Raw genomic sequence first — 23,217 nt, 5'->3', positions numbered from 1 at the left:
CTCAACTCTGAAGAGCCCGATATGGGCTACACACCGCCCGCAATTGTAAGTTCCGGCCATCGGCCTCCAACAGTTCTCCGACATGCTCCAACCTCACGCGACCCTACATTTGGACCCAAGCCGAGACGAACCCGAAAACTAGAAACCGATCCTCCCTCACCGACGAACCCTATAATCGATCACAATAGCGAACCCGGCGCGCCCAGCCTAATTAACACGCTCGACCACCTTCAGGAACACCACGTTGATGGAAGAACATGGTCCACAAAGCGGTGGTGATCACCGCGGCTGCGATGGGGAAGATCCACACGGGCCACCAGTCCGCCGCTGCGGCCTGTGGGTTTCCGCCGATAGTGGCGTTATAGATCGTGCCCGCCACTAGAGACCCGATGGATGCACCGATCCCCTGGATGACCAGGATAAGCATGCTCTGCGCCTGCGCCTGCAACTCGCGAGGAGCCACCCGATCGATGAACATCGCGCCAACGATAATGAAGAAGTCGTTGCAGATTCCATGCAGTCCGACGGCGACGACAGCAACCCAATTCTCCGTCGAGGCCGCCACCCCAAGCAGAAGGAATCGCACGGCCCAGAGCGCCATGCCGCAAAGCAGCGTGTACTTCATGCCGAACCGCTTGAGCACGAAGGGGATTGTGAGGATGAAGATGACCTCTGACATCTGACCGATGGACAGGACCCCGGCGACGTTCTCGATTCCGAGAGCGCCCAGGTACGGCGAAGCGTAGGAGTTGTACGTACCCAGGGAGATCGAGGTGAGAACGGCGCAGATCATGAAGACGAGGAAGCTGCGCTGACGGAGCAGGACGAAGGCTCGGGCTCCCACAAGATCGGCCCAGCTGAAGCGCTTCGCAATGCCCTCAGGGCGCGTTGCAGGGAGGGTGAAAGCATACACGCCGATCACGAAGCTCCCGATCGCAGTGACCAAGAAGGCACCGGTGGAAGCAGAGAGGCCCATCCAGCCGATGGTCAGGCCCGCGAGGACCCACCCTAGAGTGCCGAACACCCGGATGTACGGGAACATCCGGCTGCCCCGGCCCAGGTGCCGGAAGGCGATCGCATTCGAGAGGCCGACGGTGGGCTGGTAGAAGATCTTGTACACGAAGATCAGCAGCAGCACCACCAGGGCATTGCCTGCGTGCACGGCGGCGGGGATGAACAGAAGCAGGACGCCGCCGACGATGTGCGACAGGCCGAGGACGTGCTGCGTCTGCAGGAGACGATCTCCCAGTGCACCCAGGAACATCGGCGAGACGATCGCAGCAACCGCCGCCAACGTGTACGAGAAGCCAATGATGCTCGAGAGGTCGTTGGTGGCGAGCACGAGCCCCATGGTCGCCACGAACGTCCCTGGCACGAAGAATTCAAGCAGCATCATCGCAATCAGGCGCACATGGAGTGCGCGGGGTTTCGGATTATCGCTGTACAGATCATCGCCGACGGTGTCGGCGCTCACGTTCGCCATTGAAAGTGCCCCTCTTTGGGATTCGAATGAAAACTCGCTGACGGATTGCGTTATGAGCGCGCGAGTGTGGCGGCTCCGACGATTCCGGCGTTATTGTGAAACCGTGCGCATCGGATGAGGGTGGAAACCTCGAGGTGATGGGCGAAGTGATCGAAGTGGGCACTGCCGCCGCCGCCTATGACGATCAGATCCGGAGAGAACAGCCGCTCGATGTCACGAATATATCTCGATATCCGGCCGGCCCACTCGCGCCATTCGAGCTGTTCACGACGCAGGCTGGAAAACGCCGCGCGGCGTTCGGCAATCTCGCCGTCGATCTTCAGGTGCCCAAGCTCAGTGTTGGGGACGAGGGCACCGTCGATGAACAGCGCGCTGCCGATCCCCGTGCCGAGGGTGATGACGAGGGTGACGCCAGGAGGTGCAGTGCCCCTTCCGAAGCGGACCTCCGCGAGGCCAGCTGCATCGGCATCGTTGATCAGCCGCACAGGACGCCCGAGAGTGTGTTGGAAGAGCCCTTCAGCATCGAGACCGATCCACTCGGCAGAGATGTTCGCAGCGGAGAGCGTTCGTCCTTGACGGACGACCGCCGGCACACACACGCCGACGGCCCTCCCCGCCGAGTCCACGTTCTCCAGGACTTCCTGCGTCACCCGTGCAACGTCCTGCGGACGTCCACCCTCGGGAGTGGGGACAACGAGCCGATCCCCTACGAGCTCTCCCGAGTCGAGGTCGACCACTCCCCCCTTGATTCCTGTTCCACCGATATCGATGCCGATGGCCTGGCGCGCGCTCATTGGTTCGAGAACGCGCTGTCGAACGCGGCTTCCGGAAGCTTCCACAAAAGAGACCGGATGTACTGGACTGCTTCGCTGGCGCCGTGCAGGCGGTCCATCCCCGCGTCTTCCCACTCGATGGAGATGGGGCCGTCATATCCGATACTGGCAAGCGCGCGGAACGCGTCCTCCCAGGGGATGTCGCCGTGACCTGTGGAGACGAAGTCCCACCCGCGGCGCGGATCGCCCCACGCCAGATGGGAGCCGAGGATTCCCTGCCGCCCGCTCGCCCTGCGAATGCGCGTGTCCTTGCAATCGACGTGGTAGATCCGATCTGCGAAGTCCGAGATGAACTCCACCGTGTCGATGCCCTGCCAGGCCATGTGGGAGGGATCCCAGTTGAACCCGAATGCGTGGTGATGATCGATGGCTTCGAGAGCACGCACGCTGGTCCAGTAGTCGTAGGCGATCTCGGAGGGATGCACCTCGTGGGCGAAGCGCACTCCCTCGCCGTCGAACACTTCGAGGATCGGTTTCCACCGGCGCGCGAAGTCTTCATACCCGGCGTCGATGACGTCAGCGGGCACCGGAGGGAACATTGCAACGTAAGGCCAGATTGCAGACCCGGTGAAGCCGACGACGGTGTCCGCCCCCAGCTTCCGAGCGACGCGGGCGGCACGCTTCATGTCCTCGGCGGCGCGACGGCGCACGCCCTCTGCGTCTCCGTCGCCCCAGACGTAGTCGCGCACGATCGCGCGGTGGCGGAAGTCGATCGGGTCATCGCACACTGCTTGCCCGGCGAGGTGGTTCGAGATCGCCCATGTCTTCAGTCCATGGCGTTCGAGGATCTCCTGACGCGAGTGCAGGTAGGCGTCGTCCTCATCGGCTCTCTTGAGGTCCAGATGGTCCCCGCTGGCGGCGATCTCGAGACCGTCGTATCCCCATTCGGACGCGAGACGCGCGACCTCTTCGAAAGGCAGATCTGCCCATTGCCCTGTGAACAGGGTGACCGGCTGTCGATTCTTCTGGTTCATGCTTCTCTCTCGTGGTTTCAGCAGATGCTGGAAGGGGCGTGCTGCATGCTCGGGACGTCGATCCACCCGCCGGAGTCCGCGGACGTGAGCACCGCATCGACGATCTGCGCGGACCGCAGACCGTCGTCGAACGTCGGCAGACCATCGGGCACGCTGCCCTTGACGGCGCGGTAGACGTCCGCCACGAAGTTTTCGAAGCACTGCGCGTAGCCCTGGGCATGTCCTGCGGGCAGGGTGGAGAGCCGGCGCTGCTCGGCGCTGCCGTGGCCGGGGTCGCGCTGGAGCACCTCCGCGCGGTCCTCGCCTCCGAGCCAGATCGTCTCGGGATTCTCCTGGTCGAAGACGGCGGAGCGCTCGGCCCCATCGACCTCGATCCACAATCGGTTCTTCCGCCCGGCAGACACCTGCGAGATCGTGACGTTGCCGAGCGCCCCGCTCTCGGTTCGGAAGATCATGGAAGCCGCATCTTCCGTGTTGACCTCGACAAGGGGGCCTGTGGCATCGCCTGCTGAGAAGGTGGGCGCTGCCGTGGCGGGACGCTGAGGAACCGTGATCGCTGTCGCGGCGGTGAGCGACGCGATTCTCTCCCCGGTGATGAACTCCATCAGGTCGCACCAGTGGGAGCCGATGTCCGCGAATGCGCGCGAGGGTCCGCCCACGGCTGAGTCGACTCGCCAGCTGGTGGCCGAGGGCGAGAGCAGCCAGTCCTGCAGGTAGCTACCGTGGATGAGCTGCACCGCACCGAAGTCACCGGTGCGCACCCGGTCGCGGATCTCCCGCACCAAGGGATGGAACCGATACACGAACGGAACGGCCGCAAGACGATCATGCGCCCGTGCGCGTTCGACCAGGCGTCGGGCGTCGAGGGTATCGATGGCCAGCGGCTTCTCGCAGATCACGTGGGCGCCGGCAGCGAGTGCCGACTCCACATGCTCGACGTGGAGTCCATTGGGGCTGCATACGTGCACGACATCGGGCGCGAGGTCGGCCAGCTCCTCGATCCGGGCGATCGGTGTCGTCTGCCACTGCTCGGCCACCTGTTCGGAGCGCTCGGACGAGGAGGCCATGACACCGACGAGCTGCGCGCCGTTGAGGAGTGCAGCCCGCCGATGCACGGTTCCGATCATCCCCGCGCCGAGGATCGCCACGCGCAGGCCCTCGGCGCGTGCTGCAGGGGTCGTCATCACGACGCGGCTCCTTCGTACTGTCCGTTGTCAGTCGGCGACGGAATGATGACCGCGGCCGGATTGGGAACGGTCACCTCCGCCAGCGGACTGAGCGCGCCGTCGGTCCCTATGGAATAGCTGCGCACGAGACCGGAAGGGCGATCGGCGACCAGGAGGAACGCTCCCTCGGGGTCGACGGCGAAACTCCGCGCCGCCAGACCGGGGTGGATGGACTCCCCCAGCTGCACCTGGCCCCGACGCGTCAGGTATCCATCACTGCTGACGTCGAACCATGCCAGCGAGTCCTCACCTCGGTTGTTGACATACACGACGTCCCCGCGGGGATGGATGTGGATGTCCGCCGGCTCGTTCAACCGACCCGGGTCCCCTGCGACGGTGCTGATCGCATCGATCGCTGTGAGCGTGCCCGTCGACGGATCGAAGTCCAGAGAGACCAACTGCGAGGAGAACTCGTAGGTCGCGAAGAGCCGGCTCTGGCGGGGGTGGAAGACCAGGTGTCGCGGGCCGGTGACCGGCGGGGCCTGGTACACCGAGACCTGGCGTAGCTGTCGATCGATCTCGAACACGTAGATCCGGTCGGTGGACTTGTCCGTCACCAGCAGATACCGCCCCGAGGGATCGACCACTGCGCAGTGCGCGTGTGCGCTCGCCTGGCCGTGGCCTCCTGCCTGCGGCGAGGGATTCGGATCCACTCCGTGGCCTTCGAGAACCTGCACATCACTCACGGCACCGATGCCGCCGTCGTCGTCGAGCGCGTAGCAGACCACGGTCGAATCGTCGTAGACGTACTCCGTGTGCCAGGTGCCATCGGGATCGCGCACCACTCGCTCGATGTGCTCGAAGCTTCCGTGGGAGATCGAGACCAGGAGGTCGCGGCCCTCGACGACGACGAGGTAGGTGGGGAAGGGCCCGAGCGCCGGAGCAGTGGACAGCTGAGTCAGACGCCCGCCTTCACCCACGGTGAACGCGTGCACTGCCGCTGGCGGCTGCACAGGCCCGCGTCCGTCGGTCTTGCGCTCGTCGACGGCATACATCGTGGCCGTGGAGGGACGATATGCAAGGTAGCCGGCCTGGTCCGGTGCCGTCACAGGCTTCTGCGGCGCCAAGGAGGCACCACCGTCGCCGACCAGAAGAGGGGTGATCCCACCTCGATCGCTCTCATCGGCATAGGAGCCGACGTAGGCGAGCACCGTCGAGGCGTGCTCGGCGCCCACATCCTTCGGTCCGGCGCTCATGCGCCCACCAGCCGGGTGAGCATCTGCTGATGGCGGCGCACCTGCTCCACCTCGTTCTCGAGGTCCTCCACCCCGCGGTCCTGCCAGTAGCGCTGACCTTCGTACTCGGAGTTCACGAAGCCGTCGAAGCCGCCATCCTGCAGGGCGCGGATGGCTGACGGGTAGTCGATCGCCGCCTCCTCGTACTCGCCCGGGTGGCCGGGGATCTCGGTCATGTGGTTGAACTTCGCGTGGACGTGGGTCACGTAGGGCACGAGATCTCGAAGACGGTTCGGATCCGTGTGGGAGAAAAGGAGGGACTCGGCCACCACCGTGTAATCGATGGCCCCCGGATCCTCGACCCGCTCGTCGGTCCAGGTCCGAACAGCCTCGAACGCATTCTGTTCATCGGCCGGTGCAGCTCCGGAGGCGAGGAATCTCGTGAAGTCCGAGCGGATGTTGCCGGCGGTGTGCGCGAACATCGCCGTGTGGTCCAGTGGTGCGGTGCCCTCCGTGATGGCGAGCGCAAGATCCACGGATGCCTTGCGTGCAGAGAGCTGGGCACCCTGGCGACCGAACCACTGCAGCTGCGCCTCGGAGAGCCGGAACTGGAAGATCCCGAAGTCCGGCACGATCCCCACGTGCGAGCTGCCCGTGCGCTGGGCGAGATCGATGATCTCGGAGACCTGCTCTCCCTCCAGTCGCATGGGCTGGTGGACCTCCTTGCCCAAGCGGATGTCCAGTTCCTCCGCGACCGGCAGAGCCATCTCGATGACATCGACGGGAACCACCGAGAGGGTGCGCACATTGCGGAAGCCGAGCCTATGAGCAAGGCGGATGTCATGGACCAGGCGGTCCGCGGCCTCTCGATGGGTCATCACGTGGTCGCGGAACTGCAGGACGTCCAAGCCGACGTCCATCGCGACGGGGGTCGTCCCGTAGGCCTCCATCCACCCGAACCATCGACGGACGAACTCCTCACCGGGGTCCGGATAGTGGAGGGACATCTCGTCGATGATCTCGATGCCCTGTGCACCGAGCTCGGCGCCCACCTCCCGGATCTGGTCCTCGAGATTGAGCTGCTTGAAGAACTGGGACTGCTGGTAGCTGTACAGCGAGACGCCGCGGCGAATGGTCATCGGGTCTCGACCTCCTCGGTCAGGGGCAGGCGGTAGGAGATGATGTGAGGGGTCTTGTCGGAGCCCGCTCCGGTGCCGGGCTCGGGCGGGTTGACCACCCACTCCTCATCAGTGGGCAGGTATCCGTAAGCCGCGAGCACGGACTGCTGAAGCCTCACCACGTGCTCGCCCGCGGCGAGCCCGCCCGGAAGCGCGACGTGAAGGATCCCTTCGTCGTCGTAGTCCCAGTGCTCCCATGTGGCTTCGCAGAGCTCTTCGAATGTGCGCGGCACCTGGCCGTTGATCTCGAAAGTCTGCACTGAACGGTCGAAGGGCACGCCGTCGACCTCGAGGAAATACCCGTTGTGCAGGGAGAGATAGACACCGCGATAGTTCGCGTTCCTCACGGCGAGACGGAATCCGACCACCTCACCATCGATCACGGTGTTCCGCAGACTGTCGTGCCGGACGAGGAAGTTATCAAACATGCGATGCACCCTTCTTGTGGAGGTCGCCGGATCGGTGCTGCTCGGCGATGAACTCGCAGGCGCGAGCAGTCATCGCCATGATCGTGAGGGTCGGTCCTACAGCACCGTTGGTCACGTACGTGCTCGCATCCGTGACGAAGAGGTTGGGCACGTCCCAGCTCTGGTTGTGCGAGTTGACCACCGAGGTCGACGGGTCCGACCCCATGCGGGCGCCCCCGCACTCGTGGATGGCGGCACCCATCGAGACGCTCTTCTTGAAGGCGAGGATGAACATGGCCCGGCTGATCGGATCCGCGTTCGGCCACACCTTCTTCGAGTCGAGCCCCAACGGGGAGCCGGCGAAGTTGATGCGATACCCGCTGGCAAGCGCCATCTCCTTCAGGCCCGAGACCTGTGCACGCATGAGGTTCCGCTCGTTCTCCCCGACCGCGAGTCGGATGCGAGGAACCGGGATCCCCCAATGGTCCTTGCGCCTGCGGCTGATGGTGACGTTGTTGTCGCGGATCGGTTCGATCTCGCCGAAGCCCATCAGGCCGACCGTGCCCCCGTGCCCCTCGGGCACGGGAATCCGGCCGACGGTCCCTTGCATCGCCCAGCCGTGCTGGATCGACGGATTCGTGATGGTGTCGAGATTGTCGAACTGCGGGATGTAGACGCCACCGACCGGCGGGTAGTACGGGTCAGCGGGGGCCGGATCGATCCGCTCGAACCCGGGATGGTTCGGATCATCGCCGAAGAGCAGACTCGGAGTCTGGTCCATGAAGTACTTGCCGAGCAGGCCGGAGGAGTTCCCCAGCCCGTCCGGGTGCCCCGACCCGGCCGAGTTCAGCAGCAGGCGGATCGACTCGATCGTCGAAGCGCACAGCACGACGGTGTCTGCCGTTGCTCGGTGCTCCTGCTTCGTGTGCCGGTCGATGAACACCACACCATCGGCGAGACCGGTACGGGAATCGATGGTCACGCGGTTGACCACTGCGTTCATCCGCTCGGTCAGTCGGCCGGTCTCACGCGCAGCGACCACCCCGAGGGGCACACGGTGCAGGTTCGGTGCGGCGTACCTCCACCCGACGACCTTCCTCTCCGGCCAGCGCTCGGCGACGATCTGCTGGAATCGCTTCTCCGCCTCCGTCAGCAGCGACGGCCCCCGGTACACACCGTTGGGGAGGTTCTCGATATCGTCCGAATTGCCGTAGAGACCGAGGAACTCTTCAATACTGTCGTAGTAGGGCTCGAGATCGGCGTATGAGATCGGCCAGTCCTCGCCCCGTCCGGTGAGAGAGCGTCCCTTGAACTCGTGGTCAGAACCGCGAAGCAGCATGCGACCGTAGGAGTGGAATCGTCCGCCCAGCTGCTGACCTCGGATCCAGAGGAAATCTCCGTCCTTGGTGGAGTAGGGCTGCTGGAAGTCGTTGACCAGGAACGGGTCCTTCTGAGGCTGGTACATGGCGCGACGGGCCTGCACGAATTGTCCGCGCATGAAGGCCCGGGCACGGCCACCCAGATCGATGCTCATCGCGGCAGGAGGGGTCGGCGGACCAGGAACGAAGTCATCTTCGGTGATCTCCCGCCCCGCCTCGAGCAGAAGAACCTCGAGCCCGCGCTCCGTGAGCTCCTTGACCGCCGTGGCACCCGCAGGTCCCGAACCGACCACGATCGCGTCGTAGTGCTTACCGAGGGAATCAGTCACAGTGCTTCTCTTTCAGTCTAAAAAAATTATGTATTCGACGCTCACGAGAATCCGGTCGGACCGCGCAGTTCGCGCAGCCCCAGTCGTTGCGACCTTCCAGAGATCTGACTCGGAGACGAACACGGCACCCTTGGCGAAAGGATCACGGCCCCACCTCCAACGGCGCGGGCTTCGTGCTGTCGGAGTCCCGACGCGCATCGTGGAAGAACACGGCCCACACCACGGCGGTGATGGCCGCCGAGAAGACCGGGATGATCAGCACCGGCGTCCAGTCGGCGGCGGTAGCCGCCTGGTTCGCGCCCACCGTCGCGCCGAACACCTCTCCGGACACGAGGGAGCCGATGAGTTGCCCGACGCCGGATACGGCAAGAATCAGCATGCTCTGCGCCTGCGCGGAGTACTTCACGGGAACCACCTCGCCGATGTACATCGCGGCGAGCACGAGGAAGAAGTCGTTGCAGATCCCTTGGAGAGCGACACCGAGGATCGCGAGACCCGTGCTGGACACGAGGCCCGCAGCGATGAACACGAGGAACCGCATCCCCCACATCACCATGCCCGCGAACAGCGCCCACTTCATGCCGACGTGCTTGACCACCCACGGGATGGTCAGGATGAAGGCGACCTCGGCCGCCTGGCCGACAGCGAGAACACCCGCGACGTTCGTGATGCCGAGAGCCCCGAGGAACGGAGAAGCGTAGGAGTTGTAGACCCCGAGAGCGATCGCCGTGAGCACGGCGCAGATGATCAGCGTCAGGAAGTTCCGACTCTTCAAAAGCTTGAAGGCGCGGGCGCCCACGATGTCACCGATGGTGAATCTGACCCCCTTGGCGGGAGCCGGCGTCGACGGGAGCGAGAACGCATAGATCCCGTAGACGAAACTGGTTGCAGCGGTGACGTAGAACAGGTGGGTCGACGCCGAGAGCCCCAGCGCTCCGACTCCCACTCCGGCCAGCACCCATCCCAGCGTCCCGAAGACGCGCATGTAGGGGAAGAGCTTCTCGTTGCCCCCGAGGTGACGCAGGCCAATGGAGTTGACCAGGCCCAGCGTCGGCTGGAAGAAGACCATGTAGAGGAAGATCAAGCCCAGAGCGAGTGCGCCATTTGCCGCTGTCACCACCGATGGGAGCAGCAGCATGACGGCTGCGCCGCACAGGTGGGCGATTCCCAGGGCCTTCTGCGAAGCCAGGAAGCGATCAGCGATCGCGCCGAGGAACATGGGCGAGACGATCGCTGCGACCGCGGCGAGCGAGTAGGCCAGTCCGATGACGGATCCGAGGCCGTTCGTCACGAGCACCAGGCCAAAGGTGGCGAACCAGGACCCGAACACCATGAACTGCAGCAGCATCATCGCCACGAGCCGCATGAACATCGGCGCGTCAGCACGCGTGTCCGCGGTCGACTCCCCACCGTCGATGCCGCCACCGTCGCGGCCCCCGCGTACTGCAGTCCTCGTCCTCGAGTCGCTTCTCATCGTTGAGATCCTTCAACCGTTAAGGGTTCGAACGGTCATACCGTCGATCTGTCGGCGATGATCTTCATGGTTTGAACACTAGTTGTCAAGCGCGAACATCCAGTGTTCGCCATACGAACAGTTCGTGCTACATCCGGAGCCAGGCGGGTAGCTCGCTGACATCTGCACCCTCGCTTCGCAGGAGTGCTGCGATGCCGCCGAGCTCGACTTCGCCCGCAACGAGCTGGGCGGGCCGGAACTGGATCGACGGGGAGACCGCTCGAAGACTGGTCACCTCGATCGACGCTCTGAGACCCGCGAGCAGAAGGCTTCCGGCTCGCCCGAGCTCGCCTCCGAGCACGATGGTGTTGGGCGCGAGGAGCTTGCCCACATCCGCCAGGGCACGCCCCATCTGCCGCCCCACGTCGAACAGGACACCACGAGCCCTCAAGTCGCCCTCCCGGGCGGCGCCGATCACGTCGGGCAGCGAGGCGAAGGACCCCTCGGACCTCAGGGCCCCGATGATGGCGCGCTCGGAGGCGTAGACCGCCAGACACCCTCGACTTCCGCACTCACACATGGGGCCAGAGCTGTCGACGACCATGTGCCCGATCTCGCCGGCGAGACCGTCCGCCCCACGCAGCACTTCGCCGTCCAACACGATGGCACCGCCGACGTGCGAGGACGAGAGCACATAGAACAGCACTCCGTCTCCTTGGCCCGCACCCCAACTCCACTCGGCGAGTCCTCCAAGATTCGCGTCATTGTCCACGATCACGGGAACTCCCAGCAGCTCCTCCAGGTGCGCAGCAACAGGGATGCTCTTCCAACCGGGCAGACGTGTGCCGGCCCACGAGGCGACCTCTCCACTCGCCCTCGAGATGGGGCACTGCATGCCCACAGCAGCTCCCGAGAGATCCGACCGCTCGAGGCCGGCGAGAGCGAGAAGCTCGCCCACGAGGCGCACGTAGGCTCCGGGCCCTTCCCCGTCGTGCTCCGGTGTCAGCACCGATGCCTCCCAGTAGCGCTCGGCCGTGAAGTCGACCAGCACGCCATGCATCGTCTTGGGCCTCACCGACACCGAGACATACCTGCCCGTCTGCGGCGCGAGCGTCACAACGGTCTCCCGCTTGTTTAGCGCCCGCGTCTCCACTCGCCCCGACGACACCAGAGTCCGCACGATGCTCGTGATAGTCGCGGGAGACAGTCCCGTCTCGCGGGCCAGCCCTGCTTGCGACGACGGTCCCTTCAGTCGTAGGGCATCGAGGACCAGCTCAATGTTCGCTCTCCGGAGGGTCGAGAGCCCGGGACGACGGTCTGGATTAGTCTGTGCCATGACACGACCCTACTGTTCACTCTCTAAATTGTCAGCCGACCGTCGAAGAGCCGACCCTCGGACGAAGGAGCCAGGAGGATGGAGCCACCACACCTCACCAGCAATCGCGTTGACCCGGATGGGGCTGCGCCACCCGCCGGTAGGCGACCCACTCCGATGCCGGTTCACGCGAAAGGGAACCGACTGCTGGCATGGGGTGCGACCCAGGTGGCAGTGGCGGTCACCCTTCCCCTGGGCATCTTGATGGCTGCGGACAGGACGGACCTCATCCCGTACGCCGTCTTCGCCGCTATGGGCTCGGTCTACGGCAAGCAAGCCGCCCTGCTGCCCCGACTCCTGACGCAGTCAGTCGTGGGCGTTGCCATGGTCATCTCGATTGCACTCGGCGTGATCGGCTCCATCCGGGGAGCAGAGACTCCGTTGGCGCTTGCGGCGATTGCAGTGGTCTCCCTCCTCGGCATTGCAGTCACCAGCGTCACGGGATGGAGACCAGTCCCCTCACTCTTCCTCGTCTTCTCCACCGGCACCATCGCGGCGCTGCCGCACACGTGGAGTGACCTGTCGGTCGCTGTCTTGGTCGCGAGCTCATCCGCGACGCTCGCCCTCCTTATCGGCCTCGCCATCGCGCTGGTCCAGGACTCCACGGCCCTCACCACTCGCTGCCTCCTGGACCCACGCGACACGATCGGGACGGCATCCAGGGGCCGACTCGTGGCGCTCTACACCATCGCTCCCCCACTCGCTGGCGCCATCGCGTTGGGCCTGCACCTGGGTCATCCCTTCTGGGCGGCGGTCTCGGCCACGGTTCCGCTGGCGGGAATAACCTTCCGCCACCAGCTTGTGCGTACCGGACATCGCATGGGCGGCACGATCCTCGGCGTCACTGTTGCGTACGCATTCCTCTGGCTCGAGCCGCCTGGCTGGGCACTGGTCATCGTGGTCGCTCTATGCCAATTCGCGACCGAATTGTTCGTCGCGCGCAACTATGGGATAGCGGTTTTCTTCATCACGCCGATGGCGCTTATCCTCACCGAAACTGGGTCCCATGCTGCCCCGGGCCCTCTCATCTTCGACCGGATCCTAGAAACCGCGCTGGGTGTCGCCGTGACGACGGCGCTCCTGGCCGCTCTGCACCTTGTGCCGCGCCAGCGGGGGCGAGACAAAGGCCGACGCACGAGCCTCACCAAGGCGTCCGCATGAAGAGACCACACGCCGATCGAGAAGTCGGCCGCGGGCCACATTCGCCCCCACTAGCAGCGCTCGTGCTGATCACGGCGACGGGCCCTTTCTGCACGGACACTTACCTCGCGGCGCTTCCGGAGCTGCGCTCCGCCTTCGGCACGACCGTTTCTGCCGTCCAGTTGACGATCACCGCCTGCATCGTGGGGCTCGCGCTGGGCCTCCTCACTGGAGGTTCTCTCAGCGACAGTGTTGGTCGACGCCCACTACTCCTCGCAAGCACCCTCCTATTCGTCGTCACGTCTGCGGTCGCGGGAATGTCCTCGAACATCGGACTGCTCATCGCCCTTCGAGTTCTGCAAGGAGCTTCCGCGGGCGCGGGGGCATCTATCGGACGGGCGATAGTATCTGACTGCTGGTCAGGGACGGCCGCAGCACGCCGATTCGGAACCCTGGGGGCCATTGGGCTCTTAGCGCCGATCAGTGCGCCCGCGATCGGTGGGCTGATTCTCTCGCACTTTGATTGGCGCTGTGTCTTCGCGTTCATGACGGCGCTAGGACTTGCTCAGGTGGCAATCGTCGCAACGCTCGTCCCTGAAACCCTGGCAGTCAAGAATCGCCATACTGAGCTTCGCGACCTTCTAAAACGCGCAATGCAACTCGTGAGCCAACACCGCTACCGGAGGGCCGTCGAGATCCAGTGTCTCGCCACAGCGGGATTCTTCGTATACATCGGTGGGTCATCATTCGTGCTTCGCAACAACTACTCACTCACCGCCACCGAGTACTCGTCGATCTTCGCCGTGAACGCGACCGGTCTGCTCGTGTGCAGCATTCTCTTCAGGTTGATGGTCTCTCGGGTCTCCTCACGGCGTCTCAGATCGATCGGCACGTGCATGTCTGCCGGCGCCGCGATCCTCCTCGGCGTCCTTGCACTCCTTTCGGGAGGAAACCCGCCCATCGGAACTGCATGTGTTCTGATCTTTCTCTCTGTATCGGGAAACGGGTTCACGCAGATACGTCCGTCGGCCTGTCGGCCATCCAGCGATTCCAGCGGCCCATCGCGTTGCAGAATCTCCCTGAGGCACTGGTGCCGGGCCTCGCGAGAACGGACTGAGAGCATCCCTCACTCGAACACGACCGTCCGGCCGTCCCTGCTCACCACCCTGTCCTCCAGGTGTGCCTGCACGGCCCTCGAGAGCACCGCGCGCTCCACATAGGCACCGCGCTTCTGGAGATCCTTCGGCCCGTACGTGTGGTCCACGCGGGCGACGTCCTGCTCGATGATCGGACCGGCGTCCAGCTCGGGCGTGACGTAGTGAGCGGTGGCACCGATCAGCTTGACCCCTCGCTCCCAGGCCTTGCGGTAGGGGCCCGCCCCGACGAATGCGGGGAGGAACGAGTGGTGGATGTTGATCACGGGAGCACCGATGGCCCGCAGGAAGTCCTCCGAGAGCACCTGCATGTAGCGCGCCAGCACCACCAGATCGGCCCGGCCGCGCACGAGTTCGAGGATCTCCGCCTCCGACGCGGACTTGTCCTCGCCGCCCGAGGGCACGTGCACGAAGGGGATGCCGAAGAACTCCACTCCCGCCTGGACGTCCCGATGATTGGAGATGACCAGGGGTATCTCTGCTGCGAGCTCACCGCGTCGGTGCCTCCACAGCAGTTCGAGCAGGCAGTGGTCCGAGCGCGAGGCCAGGATGATCATGCGCTTGGGCGCCGAGGCGTCCGAGATCGTCCATGTCATCCCCTTCCCGTCGAGCAGCTCGTGGAGAGCCTGTTCGACGAGCGGCACACCGGTGCCCGGCTCCTCCACACGGAACGCAGCGCGCAGGTACGACGTCGGTCCGGCGTGATCTGCCGGGGCGGGTGCGGCAGGCGTCAGCTGATCGAAGCGGACCACGTCCGCCCCCTGCTCCGCGAGCGCCCCGCTGACGGCAGCGGACAGCCCGGGGTGCTCGGGCCCGCTGACGAGCAGTCGGAACTCGCCGAGGCCCGGCGGCCGTGTCTCGCTCATCGGTCCCCGTCCTCTCGGTCGTCCTCCTGACCGGCCGTGGGCCGAGCGGCAGACCGCGCCAGCCAGGCGGCGGATCCTTCGAGGCCGCCGAATGTGTACAGGTGGATCCCGGTCGTACCGTGCTCCACGCTGCCCAGCGCTGACGCCGTCCTCTCGACGAAGACCTGAGGGGTCGAGCGCCCCACGAGCTGGGTGACCGACAGGCCGTACTTCTTGATGAGGCTCGTGTTCGCGGAGATGCCCAGACGCCGCGCGAAGCCCAGGAGGCGCTTGATCCCGGCCGGCCCCGGCGCACCGATGCGGACGGGGGCGGTCACTCCCTGCCGGCGGAGGCCGCCGATCCACGCCGCGACCGCGTCCGCGTCGAAGGAGAACTGGGACGTGATCCACGTGTCCAGGCCCGCCTCGGCGAGCGCAGCGAGCTTGTGCCGCTGCGACTGCTCAAGCGCATCGTTGGTGATCTGCGGGTGACCCTCGGGGTACCCGGTGATGCCGGCGGCGTGCACGCCGTGCTCCTGGAGATGGCCCGAACGGATCAGGGAGAGAGCGTCCTCGTAGGGCCCTTCCGGACGTGCCGGGTCGCCCCCGACCAGGAAGACCTTCTCCGATGCGCCGAGCTCCGCGAGCCCTTCCAGGTAGTCGCGCAGGTCCTTCTCCGACCTCAGCCTCCGTGCCGCGATGTGCGGGACCGGCACCAGACCCGCTTCCCGCACCGCGCGGGCGGCCTCCAGGCGCATCGGGAGCGTCTCGTTCTCCAGGAAGGTCAGATGCATCCTCGTGCGAGGCGGCAGCTGGGGCACGGCGTCGGCCAGAGAAGCCACATCGCGTGCCGTCATCTCGAGCGAGCAGTCCCGGAGGAGAGCCCTCGCACTCCCGCTCAGCTGGGGGTCAGAGGTCACGGTCCGCGACTGCGCTCCTGCGTCCGCGCTCATGCCCGGATCTCCTGGGCCGGAGCCGGGTCGTTCTTCCGGTACTTCTCCCGCGCGAACGGGGAGTAGGGAGCGGGTGCCACGGTGGCGCGGATCGCGACCTGGCGGTGCTCCTCCACGGCGGGCTTGGTCGAGACGGGATCCTCCCCCCACAGCAGTTCGACCTCGGTGCCCGGTTCGCTGAACTCGTTGTCGATGCTCGCGAGGGAGATGAACGCGTGCTCGTTGGCGATGTAGCCCGCGTCGTGCGAGATCCCCACGACCCGCCCGTCCGCGCGCACGGCATCGACCTGGAAGAGCCCGTACCGGGCCTTCGGGAACTCGACGTACTTCGCGGGGATGCCGGGCTCGTAGAGGGACCGCTGCGCGGCCGCGAGGTCCTCCGGGTCCCACACGAGGCTCACCTTCGTGCGCGGCGGGGCCTGCGCGATCCTCTCGAGCGCTGCGCGGCCGATGAAGTCGTGGTCAAACTTCACCGTGCGCCCGTATCCGATGTCGTACGGAGTGTTGTAGTAGTCCTCGATGTTCTCCGACGCGAAGCTGCCCGCGATCGAGCCCATCCTCGAGGCGGGGAGCCAGCGCAGGTACTCCTCCATGCGCTCACCGGTGAAGATCGCCGCGAGCGGAGAGGGCACCCATGCCGACTCGAGATTCGCCGTGGAGTAGGCCTTCGCCCCTGCGCGCACGAGCTCGTGCCGCTCTCCGCAGGCGAGGATCGCGTCGCGCACGTCGTCCCCTTCCGCCCACGGGCCGAAGAGCTCGAAGCCGGGCTGCCCGGCCATGCCGTGGCGCAGGGAGCGGACACGGTGCCCCGCGATCTCGAGGTCTGCCATGCCGAAGAACTTCGCCTCGGGGACCGGGCCGCCCAGGACGTCCTCCATCAGCTGGAGCGCACGAGGGCCCTGCACCTCGTACCGGTAGAGGACCGGGTCGCCGCTCTCGCGCATGATCGAGTTGAAGTCGCGCTCGAAGGTCACGTCGTAGTCCCCGGTCTCACCGATGAACTGCACCCAGTCGAGCACCATGTACCACCCCACGAGGTCGAAGGAGTTCTCCTCCAGGTGGAACAGCACGGCGTCGCCGATGAGGTAGCCCTCGTGGTTGACGGCCACGAACTGCTTCGCCCGGCCGGGGCTGAAGTTCTTGAAGCTGTTCACCCCCGTGTCCGTGAGGAGACGGAGCGCATCCGGGCCGCTGATGAACAGGTCGGTCATGTGATGCGACTGATCGAGCAGCGCGACGGACTCGCGCCACGCCCTCTGCTCGGAGCGCCAGTTGGTGAACTCCGGGGTGACGGGGAAGATCGCGGGCAGAGCCTGTGCGTTGCGCAGGGCAGGCAACGGCCCTCCGGCGGCGGCGATGGCTTCGGCGGCAGATGCGTTCACGGCAGCTCCTTCACTACGGGGGACTCGCAGAGCCCATGGATCCTCCGCACGCTACTTATGGAACCGGGGCCGTAAGATGACTCCTGCTAATAGTCCGATGAGTAATCCGGCGCTGCGTCGGGAGCGGGGGTGGGAGAACGTTGGCTGTCGACCTGAACCTGATGCGCGTCTTCGTCGCCGTGTTCGAGACCCGGAGCCTCACGAGTGCGGCACAGCGCCTGTTCGTCACGCAGTCGGCGGTGAGCCAGTCCCTGCGGCGGCTGCGGGTCCACTTCGGCGACCCGCTGTTCGAGCGGCGAGCGGGGCAGATGTCACCGACTCCGGTCGCCCTCGACGCCTACGGGGATCTGCGGCAGGCGCTCGACCATGTCGACGCCGCCCTGAGCCGTGTGCGCGACTTCGACCCCACCACCTCCCGGAGGACCTTCCGCGTCGCACTCTCGGAGCTGGGGGAGATCGGATGGATGGGGGCGATCGTCGCCGAGGTGCGACGCGTCGCACCGGAGATCGTCGTCGAGTCCGTCGCCCTCGACCAGGAGCAGCTGGGCGAATGGCTCCGGCGTGGCCACGTCGACGTCGCGATCGCGCCTGCGGACGACATCGAGGACGTGATCAGCACCCGCGTCAAGGATCAGGACTACGCGGTGGTCATGGTCGACGCCCATCCCCTGGCATCGGCGCCCCTGACCGTCGAGGACTGCCGCAGGTCACCGCATGCGGCGGTGATGGGCGACTCCGGAGCCGCTCATCTCGACTCGGCATTGCGGCGGGGCGATGCCTATGAACGGCCCGCTGCCTACGTGCAGCGCTTCGCGGCGCTCCCCGGTCTCCTGATGGCGCAGCCGGAGCTGCTCGCCTTCGTACCCCGCTCCATCGCCGAAGGCTGGCGGTCGAGCCTGGGGTTCGCGATCCGGGACCTTCCGATCGACGTCCCTCCCGTGCGACTGCACGTGTGCCGACGCGGGACCTCGCAGAGCCAGGGCGCTCTCGACTGGTTCTACGAGACCACTGTGCGTGCCGTCGTCAGCTCGCAGGAGCGCTTCGAGGCGATCCGCGCCGACGCGCGACCTCAGTCGTCCGAGGGCCGATAGGGGCGCCCTTCGATCGCGGCGCGGTCGATCTCCTCCTGGTCCTCCACGAACGGCGTGCCGTGCGTGTGGAAGGTCGCGACCGTCTTCATCCCCCATGCCTGGCCTCGGGCGCGCTCGGCCTCCGACCATTCGACGACCGGCCAGTCCGGGTCCATGACGAGACGCGCGCCCGCGTTGGCGAACTCGATGCGGTTGCCGCCGGGCTCCCAGACGTACAGGAAGAACGTCTGGTTGATCGCGTGCTTGTAGGGCCCGTACTCGATGTGGATCCCGTTCTCGAGGAAGATGTCCGCAGCCTTCAGGATGTCCTCCCGGGTGTCCGGTGCGAAGGCCAGATGGTGAAACCGTCCCCGTCGGCCGGTCCAGTCGTCGGAGTAGACGACGTCGTAGGACTTCTGCTGGAAACGGAACCACCAGGCGGCATAGCCGCCCTCGTCCAGCCGGACCCGCTCGGACTCCCGAGCTCTCATGACATCGCGCCAGAACTCCCCGGCGGCCGTGACGTCCGACGCCAGGTAGTTGATGTGGTCGAGACGGCGGGCATTGACGCCGCGCCCGGGGAAGGCCGAGGCCTGGTTCTTGAGAGCGGGACGGTCCTCCTCGTCGGCGGTGTAGCGCTCGGCGGCGAAGTAGATCGCCATCAGATGACCATCGGGGTCCTCGAACTCGTAGGACGGCCCCACTCCCACCTCGGGCTCACGCCACCCGTGCCCCAGGCCGGCGTCCTCGATCGCCCGGATCCGTCGCTCGAGGGCCTCGGGGCTCGAGGTGCGGTAGAGCGTGCGGCCCACTCCGTTGTTCGCCGAGGCGGTGAGCTTGATCGAGTAGAGCTGGTACTCGTCCCAGCAGCGCAGGTACGCCGAATCGCCGATCCGGGCGACCTCGCGCATCGCGAGAAGATCACGGAAGAAGTGCAGGCTCCCCTCGAAGTCGGGGGTCAACAGCTCGACGGCGCCCAGGTGCGACAGGTCGAAGTTCTCGGTCGAGGTCATGCTGGTCCTCTCTGCATCCCCGGCGTCGGTGCCGGACGGTGGTGAATGGGGTGATGACGTCGGCCCCTGCGCTTCTGCCGGTCAGTCGACATAGGTCAGACCGGCTGCGTCCAGGGTGTCCCGCATGGAGTAGAGGTCCAGCCCGAGCCGGCCCTCCGCGAACTTTTCGCGCTTCGCGGCCTCGTTGTCCTCTCGACGCTGCGCGGCCTCGACCACCGCCTGCACGCGGTCGCGCGGCACCACCACGACGCCGTCGCGGTCGCCGACGACCGCATCCCCGGGGTGTATCAGGGCGTTGGCGCAGACCACGGGCACGTTGACGGAGCCCAGCGTCGCCTTCACGGTGCCCTTGGCACTGATCGCGCGGGAGAAGACAGGGAAGTCCATCTGCTCGAGCTCGAGAGTGTCCCTGCAGCCGCCGTCGATGACGAGACCCGTGGCACCGCGTGCCCGCAGCGAGGTGGCCAGCAGTTCGCCGAAGAAGCCGTCCTCGCTCTCGGTCGTGCAGCCGGCCACGACGACGTCACCCGGGCGCACCTGTTCGGCGGCGACGTGCAGCATCCAGTTGTCTCCTGGTTGGAGGAGCACTGTGACGGCCGCTCCGCACAGGCGGGCGCTCGGATAGACGGGTCGGATGTAGGGCCGCATCAGCCCCACCCTCCCCATCGCCTCGTGGATGGTCGCGACACCGAAGGCTCGGAGGCGATCGAGGTCCTCCGGCTGCGGTCGCTGGATCGTGGTGTGGACGACGCCCAGGTCGAACATGCTTGCCTTCTCTCGTGTTGCAGTCATGAGCCCCTCGGCACGGGGCATGGAGGGGCGCTCAGGCGGCGGTCGCCCGGGCGATCCGCCGCTCGAGACGCGGATAGACCCGACGGGCGTTGCCCTCTCGGATCGCTGCGCGCTCCTCGGAGGTGATCGAGGCGGCGTCGAGGTACCGCAGCGTGTCATCGAACGCGTGGCCTGTGGTGGGGTCGATGCTGCGCACGGCGCCGATCATCTCCGAGGCGAACAGGATGTTCCGGCTGGGGATGACGCGCAGCAGCTCGTCGATCCCCGGCTGGTGGTAGACGCAGGTGTCGAAGTGGACGTTGCGCAGCAGATGCTCTTCCAGCGGCGGCTTGTCGAGGGCCATCGCGAGACCACGGAGGCGCCCCCAGTGGTACGGGGCGGCTCCTCCGCCGTGCGGGACGACCAGCTGCAGGTCGGGATAGCGCGTGAACAGGTCCCCTTGGATCAGCTGCATGACCGCAGTGGTGTCGGCGTTGAGGTAGTGGGCACCCGTGGTGTGGAACGCGGGGTTCACGGAGGTGGAGACGTGGACCATGGCCGGCAGTCCGTGCTCGATCATCGACTCGTAGAGCGGGTACCAGGAGGGGTCCGTGAGCGGTGGGGACGTCCAATGCCCGCCCGAGGGGTCGGGATTGAGGTTCACGCCCACCACGTCGTGCTCCTCGACGCAGCGCTCCAGTTCGGGGATGGACGTCGCCGGATCGGCACCGGGCGACTGCGGCAGCATCGCGACGGGCGCGAACCGGTCGGGATACAGGCCGGCCAGGCGGGCGCACAGATCGTTGCAGATCCTGGCCCAGTCCCGGGACGTCCTCAGATCACCGACGTGGTGCTCCATGAACGAGGCGCGCGGCGAGATCAGCGTCAGATCGATACCGCGCTCGTCCATCAGCCTCAGCTGTTGGGGCTCGACCGCCTCGCGCAGCTCGTCGTCGGAGATCTTCGGCCCGTCGATCGCGGGCGCGGGTCCCCCGCGCAGCGAGGCCTTCTGCGCCTCCCGCCAGCCTCCCAGCGACTCCGGCGCCGTCGTGAAATGTCCATGGCAGTCGATGATCATCGGCTCTCTCCCTGCGTTCCGTCCCAGACTTGCCCAGGGACCTCAACGGTTCCCGCCATCAGCGTGCGCGCCGTGCGCGTGATCCCGACCGCCTCGACCGTCCCCTCGTCAGACATCCGCATGTCGATCTCGAGCGCTCCGCTCGGGTGCTCGATGGCCAGTCGACGGCGGACCCCGCTGCCGGGCCGGCCGAGCTCCGCGGCCACGCTGCCCGGCATGCACGCGGCGGTCGCGACGGTGAGCGCGGCGAGCACTCCGATCGATGTGTGGACCGTGTGCGGGATGAAGCTGCGCGTGGCGACGGCACCGCCCGACCGAGGGGCCGAGAGGAGGGTCATCTTGGGGTAGTTCGCGGCGCTGACATCGCCCAGTCCCATCAGCTCCCCCGCGCGTATCCGCAGCGACTCCAGAGTGGTGCGCAGCCCGCGGTCCGCCCCGAGGCGAGCAGGATCCTCCGTGCCCTCGATGCCCAGGTCACGGGCGTCCAGGAGCACGAGGGGCTGCCCGTTGTCGATGAGGGTCGCACGGAACGACTCCCCGTGTCCGATGGTCAGGTCGTCGACGAGGTTCCCCGTGGGCAGGAGCGAGGGGGCCACGGACCCTGCCGTGTCGAGGAAGGTCAGGAAGACGGGGCTTCCGCTGCCCGGGGCGCCGTCGATGGCGCAGTCGCCCTCGTACTCGACGTAGCGCTCCCCGTTCCGGTCTCGCGGCGTGCGGACCTCCGCCTGCACCACGAGCCCGGTGTTCACGGTGCGGACGACCCGCGAGGTGGTGTCGTGCTCGGGACGGATCATTCCCGTCTCGATCGCGAAGGGCAGCACCGCGGCGAGCATGTTCCCGCAGTTGGCCGTTGTCTGGACGACGTCCGAATCCGGTTGCATCTGCGCGAAGGTGAAGTCGAGATCCACGCCGGGGACGCTCGACGGTTCGACGATGCCGGCTTTGCTGGTCAGGGGATGCCCACCGCCGATGCCGTCGACCTGGAGAGGGTGCGGACTGCCGAGGACCGAGAGCAGGACCCGATCACGCGTTCGGACATCGCGAGGAAGATCCTCGGCGCGGAAGAACGGCCCGCGGGACGTCCCACCTCGCATCAGACGGCTCGGGACGGCAGTCTGCCTGCTCATCGATCCACCTCCTCGTCGGCAGTCCCGTACGGAAGGGCTGCTGCTCGAACACTATATGTTGACAATATTGTTGACAATCACGGGCACGCTCTGGCGCCTCCGTCCGACGCCGCTTCCGGCGGCCGCAGGCGATCGATCCCGGAAGCGAGCGGCTACCCTGGCCGCACCATTTCCCCCGAACCTCAGGAGCCCATCCATGGCTGCGTCGGCCCGCACGCGAGAGAGCCGAGAGAAGAGCGGCGCAGGACCATCCGGCGGCGAGCTCGCAGCCCTGCTGCGAGAGGCGATCACCTCCGGGCGCATGGTTCCCGAGCAGCGCCTGGTGGAGGCAGACCTCTCGCAGCAGTACGGCGCTTCGAGGGGGAACGTGCGCATCGCGCTGTCCGAGCTCGCCGTCGAAGGGCTCGTCGAGCGGATGCCCCACCGCGGCGCACGGGTACGAGCGGTCTCGGTCTCCGAGGCCATCGAGATCACGGAGGTCCGCGGGGCGCTCGAGTCCCTCTGCGCGAGCAAGGCCGCCGAGCGGGTCACCGACTCCCAGGTCGCGCAGCTGCGCGAGCTCGGGACGAGGATGGATGACGCCGTCCGGCAGGGCGACCTCGCGGAGTACTCCGCAGGCAATGCACGACTCCACGCTCTGATCATCGAGATCAGTGAGCAGCACACGGCCGCCGAGACCATTCGACGACTCCGCGGCCAGGCCGTTCGGTTCCAGTTCCGTCTCGCGGCGCAGCCCGGGCGCCCCAGCGTCTCCCTGCCCCAGCACCTCGCCATCATCGAGGCCGTCTGCTCCCGGAAGCCCGAGGCTGCCGCTGCAGCGATGCGGGCTCATCTGGCGAGTGTCGCCGAAGCGATCGCAGACACGGAATGAC

At 66.3% G+C, this 23,217-nt stretch carries 21 protein-coding genes; 4 read left to right on the top strand and 17 right to left on the bottom strand.

Annotated elements, in window-relative coordinates:
- Positions 1–211 precede the first annotated feature (211 nt).
- The 10 genes from M4486_RS03655 to M4486_RS03610 all read right to left on the bottom strand — a co-directional run bounded on the left by M4486_RS03655 (position 212) and on the right by M4486_RS03610 (position 11,773).
- Positions 212–1,474 carry an MFS transporter gene (locus tag M4486_RS03655; RefSeq protein ID WP_249479767.1) on the bottom strand — a complete coding sequence of 421 codons (1,263 nt, stop codon included), beginning with the start codon at positions 1,472–1,474 and terminating at the stop codon, positions 212–214.
- Between the two features lie 59 nt (positions 1,475–1,533).
- A complete protein-coding gene (gene ppgK, locus M4486_RS03650; RefSeq protein ID WP_249479765.1) occupies positions 1,534–2,277 on the bottom strand; it encodes a polyphosphate--glucose phosphotransferase in 744 nt (247 codons plus the stop codon).
- Positions 2,274–3,290, bottom strand: a complete 1,017-nt coding sequence (locus M4486_RS03645) for a sugar phosphate isomerase/epimerase family protein (protein ID WP_249479763.1) — start codon at positions 3,288–3,290, stop codon at positions 2,274–2,276. The genes ppgK and M4486_RS03645 overlap by 4 nt, the downstream gene beginning before the upstream one ends.
- Before the next feature lie 17 nt (positions 3,291–3,307).
- A complete protein-coding gene (locus M4486_RS03640; RefSeq protein WP_249479761.1) occupies positions 3,308–4,474 on the bottom strand; it encodes a Gfo/Idh/MocA family protein in 1,167 nt (388 codons plus the stop codon).
- A complete protein-coding gene (locus M4486_RS03635) occupies positions 4,474–5,712 on the bottom strand; it encodes a lactonase family protein (protein ID WP_249479759.1) in 1,239 nt (412 codons plus the stop codon). Before M4486_RS03635 ends, M4486_RS03640 begins: the two co-directional genes overlap by 1 nt.
- Entirely contained in the window at positions 5,709–6,830 is a 1,122-nt protein-coding gene (locus tag M4486_RS03630) for a sugar phosphate isomerase/epimerase family protein (protein ID WP_249479757.1), read from the bottom strand. Before M4486_RS03630 ends, M4486_RS03635 begins: the two co-directional genes overlap by 4 nt.
- Positions 6,827–7,297, bottom strand: a complete 471-nt coding sequence (locus tag M4486_RS03625) for a C-glycoside deglycosidase beta subunit domain-containing protein (protein ID WP_249479755.1) — start codon at positions 7,295–7,297, stop codon at positions 6,827–6,829. The genes M4486_RS03630 and M4486_RS03625 overlap by 4 nt, the downstream gene beginning before the upstream one ends.
- The gene (locus M4486_RS03620) at positions 7,290–8,984 is read right to left on the bottom strand and encodes a GMC oxidoreductase (protein ID WP_249479753.1); all 1,695 of its coding nucleotides are present in this window, start codon (positions 8,982–8,984) and stop codon (positions 7,290–7,292) included. The genes M4486_RS03625 and M4486_RS03620 overlap by 8 nt, the downstream gene beginning before the upstream one ends.
- A gap of 142 nt (positions 8,985–9,126) precedes the next feature.
- Entirely contained in the window at positions 9,127–10,458 is a 1,332-nt protein-coding gene (locus M4486_RS03615) for an MFS transporter (protein ID WP_249479751.1), read from the bottom strand.
- A 127-nt stretch (positions 10,459–10,585) separates the two neighbouring features.
- Complete coding sequence (locus M4486_RS03610) at positions 10,586–11,773, bottom strand: ROK family transcriptional regulator (protein WP_249479749.1); 1,188 nt, start codon at positions 11,771–11,773, stop codon at positions 10,586–10,588.
- Positions 11,774–11,986: 213 nt separating this feature from the next.
- On the opposite strand from M4486_RS03610, the gene M4486_RS03605 reads away from it, so the two are divergent.
- The gene (locus tag M4486_RS03605) at positions 11,987–12,973 is read left to right on the top strand and encodes an FUSC family protein (RefSeq protein WP_249479747.1); all 987 of its coding nucleotides are present in this window, start codon (positions 11,987–11,989) and stop codon (positions 12,971–12,973) included.
- The gene (locus M4486_RS19900; protein WP_429798320.1) at positions 12,970–14,172 is read left to right on the top strand and encodes a Bcr/CflA family efflux MFS transporter; all 1,203 of its coding nucleotides are present in this window, start codon (positions 12,970–12,972) and stop codon (positions 14,170–14,172) included. Before M4486_RS03605 ends, M4486_RS19900 begins: the two co-directional genes overlap by 4 nt.
- On the opposite strand, the gene purU is transcribed toward M4486_RS19900, so the two are convergent.
- Genes purU through M4486_RS03585 form a run of 3 tightly spaced genes read right to left on the bottom strand, consistent with a single transcriptional unit; the run spans position 14,079 to position 17,286 of the window.
- On the bottom strand, positions 14,079–14,972 hold the full coding sequence (gene purU / locus M4486_RS03595; protein ID WP_249479743.1) for a formyltetrahydrofolate deformylase: 894 nt from the start codon (positions 14,970–14,972) through the stop codon (positions 14,079–14,081). The genes M4486_RS19900 and purU overlap by 94 nt on opposite strands.
- A complete protein-coding gene (locus M4486_RS03590) occupies positions 14,969–15,904 on the bottom strand; it encodes a methylenetetrahydrofolate reductase (RefSeq protein WP_249479739.1) in 936 nt (311 codons plus the stop codon). The genes purU and M4486_RS03590 overlap by 4 nt, the downstream gene beginning before the upstream one ends.
- Positions 15,901–17,286, bottom strand: a complete 1,386-nt coding sequence (locus tag M4486_RS03585; RefSeq protein WP_249479737.1) for an aminomethyl transferase family protein — start codon at positions 17,284–17,286, stop codon at positions 15,901–15,903. Before M4486_RS03585 ends, M4486_RS03590 begins: the two co-directional genes overlap by 4 nt.
- Positions 17,287–17,426: 140 nt before the next feature.
- On the opposite strand from M4486_RS03585, the gene M4486_RS03580 reads away from it, so the two are divergent.
- On the top strand, positions 17,427–18,377 hold the full coding sequence (locus tag M4486_RS03580; protein WP_249479735.1) for a LysR family transcriptional regulator: 951 nt from the start codon (positions 17,427–17,429) through the stop codon (positions 18,375–18,377).
- On the opposite strand, the gene M4486_RS03575 is transcribed toward M4486_RS03580, so the two are convergent.
- From M4486_RS03575 to M4486_RS03560, 4 genes are all read right to left on the bottom strand, one after another.
- The gene (locus M4486_RS03575; RefSeq protein WP_249479733.1) at positions 18,356–19,369 is read right to left on the bottom strand and encodes a VOC family protein; all 1,014 of its coding nucleotides are present in this window, start codon (positions 19,367–19,369) and stop codon (positions 18,356–18,358) included. The two genes, M4486_RS03580 and M4486_RS03575, sit on opposite strands and share 22 nt — an antisense overlap.
- Before the next feature lie 81 nt (positions 19,370–19,450).
- Positions 19,451–20,134 (bottom strand): 4-carboxy-4-hydroxy-2-oxoadipate aldolase/oxaloacetate decarboxylase, encoded by a 684-nt coding sequence (gene ligK / locus M4486_RS03570; RefSeq protein ID WP_249481066.1) that lies wholly within the window; start codon positions 20,132–20,134, stop codon positions 19,451–19,453.
- Positions 20,135–20,192: 58 nt separating this feature from the next.
- The gene (locus M4486_RS03565; protein ID WP_249479731.1) at positions 20,193–21,218 is read right to left on the bottom strand and encodes an amidohydrolase family protein; all 1,026 of its coding nucleotides are present in this window, start codon (positions 21,216–21,218) and stop codon (positions 20,193–20,195) included.
- On the bottom strand, positions 21,215–22,345 hold the full coding sequence (locus M4486_RS03560; RefSeq protein ID WP_249479729.1) for a 4-oxalomesaconate tautomerase: 1,131 nt from the start codon (positions 22,343–22,345) through the stop codon (positions 21,215–21,217). Before M4486_RS03560 ends, M4486_RS03565 begins: the two co-directional genes overlap by 4 nt.
- A gap of 196 nt (positions 22,346–22,541) precedes the next feature.
- Here M4486_RS03560 and M4486_RS03555 point away from each other — a divergent pair, with 196 nt between their 5' ends.
- The gene (locus M4486_RS03555; RefSeq protein WP_249479727.1) at positions 22,542–23,216 is read left to right on the top strand and encodes a GntR family transcriptional regulator; all 675 of its coding nucleotides are present in this window, start codon (positions 22,542–22,544) and stop codon (positions 23,214–23,216) included.
- The last annotated feature ends 1 nt before the right edge of the window (position 23,217 follow it).

Source organism: Brachybacterium kimchii (genome assembly GCF_023373525.1).
Taxonomy (GTDB): domain Bacteria; phylum Actinomycetota; class Actinomycetes; order Actinomycetales; family Dermabacteraceae; genus Brachybacterium; species Brachybacterium kimchii.
The sequence above is the reverse complement of the archived record's forward strand: the minus strand, read 5'-3'. Positions and strand labels throughout refer to the sequence as shown.

Bases quoted from the DNA above. Each gene is read 5' to 3' on its own strand.
- ppgK (WP_249479765.1), bottom strand. From the start codon at position 2,277: ATGAGCGCGCGCCAGGCCATCGGCATCGATATCGGTGGAACAGGAATC.
- M4486_RS03645 (WP_249479763.1), bottom strand. From the start codon at position 3,290: ATGAACCAGAAGAATCGACAGCCGGTCACCCTGTTCACAGGGCAATGG.
- M4486_RS03640 (WP_249479761.1), bottom strand. From the start codon at position 4,474: ATGACGACCCCTGCAGCACGCGCCGAGGGCCTGCGCGTGGCGATCCTC.
- M4486_RS03635 (WP_249479759.1), bottom strand. From the start codon at position 5,712: ATGAGCGCCGGACCGAAGGATGTGGGCGCCGAGCACGCCTCGACGGTG.
- M4486_RS03630 (WP_249479757.1), bottom strand. From the start codon at position 6,830: ATGACCATTCGCCGCGGCGTCTCGCTGTACAGCTACCAGCAGTCCCAG.
- M4486_RS03625 (WP_249479755.1), bottom strand. From the start codon at position 7,297: ATGTTTGATAACTTCCTCGTCCGGCACGACAGTCTGCGGAACACCGTG.
- M4486_RS03615 (WP_249479751.1), bottom strand. From the start codon at position 10,458: ATGAGAAGCGACTCGAGGACGAGGACTGCAGTACGCGGGGGCCGCGAC.
- M4486_RS03610 (WP_249479749.1), bottom strand. From the start codon at position 11,773: ATGGCACAGACTAATCCAGACCGTCGTCCCGGGCTCTCGACCCTCCGG.
- M4486_RS19900 (WP_429798320.1), top strand. From the start codon at position 12,970: ATGAAGAGACCACACGCCGATCGAGAAGTCGGCCGCGGGCCACATTCG.
- purU (WP_249479743.1), bottom strand. From the start codon at position 14,972: ATGAGCGAGACACGGCCGCCGGGCCTCGGCGAGTTCCGACTGCTCGTC.
- M4486_RS03590 (WP_249479739.1), bottom strand. From the start codon at position 15,904: ATGAGCGCGGACGCAGGAGCGCAGTCGCGGACCGTGACCTCTGACCCC.
- M4486_RS03575 (WP_249479733.1), bottom strand. From the start codon at position 19,369: ATGACCTCGACCGAGAACTTCGACCTGTCGCACCTGGGCGCCGTCGAG.
- ligK (WP_249481066.1), bottom strand. From the start codon at position 20,134: ATGTTCGACCTGGGCGTCGTCCACACCACGATCCAGCGACCGCAGCCG.
- M4486_RS03565 (WP_249479731.1), bottom strand. From the start codon at position 21,218: ATGATCATCGACTGCCATGGACATTTCACGACGGCGCCGGAGTCGCTG.
- M4486_RS03560 (WP_249479729.1), bottom strand. From the start codon at position 22,345: ATGAGCAGGCAGACTGCCGTCCCGAGCCGTCTGATGCGAGGTGGGACG.
- M4486_RS03555 (WP_249479727.1), top strand. From the start codon at position 22,542: ATGGCTGCGTCGGCCCGCACGCGAGAGAGCCGAGAGAAGAGCGGCGCA.